This window comes from Corallococcus sp. CA053C, from assembly GCF_003611675.1.
In the GTDB taxonomy this organism is placed as follows: domain Bacteria; phylum Myxococcota; class Myxococcia; order Myxococcales; family Myxococcaceae; genus Corallococcus.
Map to the genome: position 1 here is coordinate 1 of NZ_RAWA01000729.1, position 2,067 is coordinate 2,067.

The 2,067-nt window shown below is 69.7% G+C and carries 1 protein-coding gene; it reads left to right on the top strand.

Annotated features, from left to right (window positions below; all coding sequences use genetic code 11):
- Nucleotides 1-2,067 (top strand): condensation domain-containing protein (locus D7V97_RS42655; RefSeq protein WP_147445244.1); only part of this gene is annotated, 2,067 nt, incomplete at both ends.

Here is a 2,067-nt window from a genome sequence, read left to right on the forward strand (position 1 = left end):
GAGGAGCACCTGCTGCTGGTGACGATGCACCACATCGTCTCCGACGGCTGGTCCATGGGCGTGCTCGTCCGCGAGCTGGCCGCCTTCTACGCGGCGTTCAGCACGGGCACCACGCCGGCCCTCCCGCCGCTGCCCGTGCAGTACGCGGGCTTCGCGGCGTGGCAGCGCGACTGGCTCCAGGGTGCGGCCCTGGAAGCACAGATGGGCTACTGGAAGCAGCAGCTCACGGGAGCACCGGCCGCGCTGGAACTGCCCACCGACCGCCCGCGGCCACCCGCGCAGTCGCACCGCGGCGCCACGGTGGACGTCCGCATCCCCGCCAACGTGTCCGAGGCGCTCAAGGCCTTGTCCCAGCGCGAGGGCGCCACGCCCTTCATGACGCTGCTCGCGGCCTTCCAGGTACTCCTGTCGCGCTACTCCGCCCAGGACGACATCAGCGTGGGCTCTCCCATCGCGGGCCGCACCCAGGCGGAAACGGAGGGCCTCATCGGCTTCTTCGTCAACACGCTGGTGCTGCGTGCACACCTGAAGCCCCAGGCGACGTTCCGTGAGCTGATGGCCCAGGTGCGCGGCACCACGCTCGCGGCCTATGAGCACCAGCACCTGCCGTTCGAGAAGCTCGTTGAAGCCCTGCAGCCCACGCGCGACCTGAGCCGAGGGCCGCTCTTCCAGGCGATGTTCATCCTCCAGAACACGCCCTCCGAAGCGCTGCGTCTGCCGGGGCTGTCCTTCCAGTCGCTGCCGTTGGAAGCGCAATTCGCCAAGTTCGATCTCACCCTCGCGCTGCGAGAGACGCCGACGGGGCTCATTGGCTCGTTCGAGTACGCGACGGACCTCTTCGATACCTCAACCCTCCAGCGCATGGCCGGCCACCTGGGCGTGCTGCTGGAGGCCATCGCGACGAAGCCAGACACCCGGCTCGCGGACCTGCCACTGCTCACCGACGCGGAGCGCCAGCAACTCCTCGTCGAATGGAATCCGCGCACGCCTGCGACGGAGCGCGAATCCAGCATCGCCGCGCTGGTGGAGGCGCAGGTGCAGCGCATACCTGACGCCGTGGCGGTCATCACCCCGGAGCGGCGCCTGACGTACCGGGAAGTGGACGCAAGGGCCAATCAGCTCGCGCACCGGCTGCGCGGCCTGGGCGTCGGCCCCGAAGTCCGCGTCGGCCTGTGCGTGGAGCGCACCGAGGACCTCGTCATCGGAGCGCTCGGCATCCTCAAGGCCGGTGGCGCCTACGTACCGCTCGACCCCAGCTACCCGCGTGAGCGCTTGGGCTGGCTGTTGGAGGACGCGCAAGGGCCAGCACTGGTGGCTCACTCGCACCTGCTCGCCTCCCTGCCGGAGCACTCCGCTACGCCCGTGTGCCTGGACACGGATGCAGTGCTGGCACTTCAGCCCACCACCGCCCCTGCGGTGGACGTGCTCCCCGGCCACCTCGCCTACCTCATCTACACCTCCGGCAGCACCGGCCGCCCCAAGGGCGTCGCCATCACCCAGGGCAACGCCGTGGCCTTCCTCCACTGGGCAATGGCGACCTACGAGCCGGAAGAGTTGAAGGGCGTCCTCGCGGCGACGAGTCTCAACTTCGACCTGTCCGTGTTTGAGTTGTTCGCCCCGCTCTCCAGCGGAGGCGCGGTGGTGGTGGCGCGCAATGCCTTGCACCTGCCGGAGCTTTCCACTGCGTCCGAGGTGACGCTCATCAACACCGTGCCCTCCGCCATGGCCCAACTGGTGCGCCTGGGTGCGGTGCCAGCCGGAGTGCGTGTCATCAACCTCGCGGGTGAGGCACTACCGGAAACGCTGGCGAAGCAGGTGTATGGCCTGCCCTCCGTGGAGAAGCTCTACAACCTCTACGGCCCGTCGGAGGACACGACGTACTCGACGGGCTCGCTGGTGGGACGCGAGGAGGTGCCGCTCATCGGCCGGCCCCTGCCGGACACGCGCGCCTACGTCCTCGACTCCACGCTCCAGCCCGTGCCGGTGGGCGTCGCCGGGGAGCTGTACCTCGCGGGCGAAGGCCAGGCGCGCGGCTACCTGCTGCGGCCGGACCTCACCGCGGAGCGC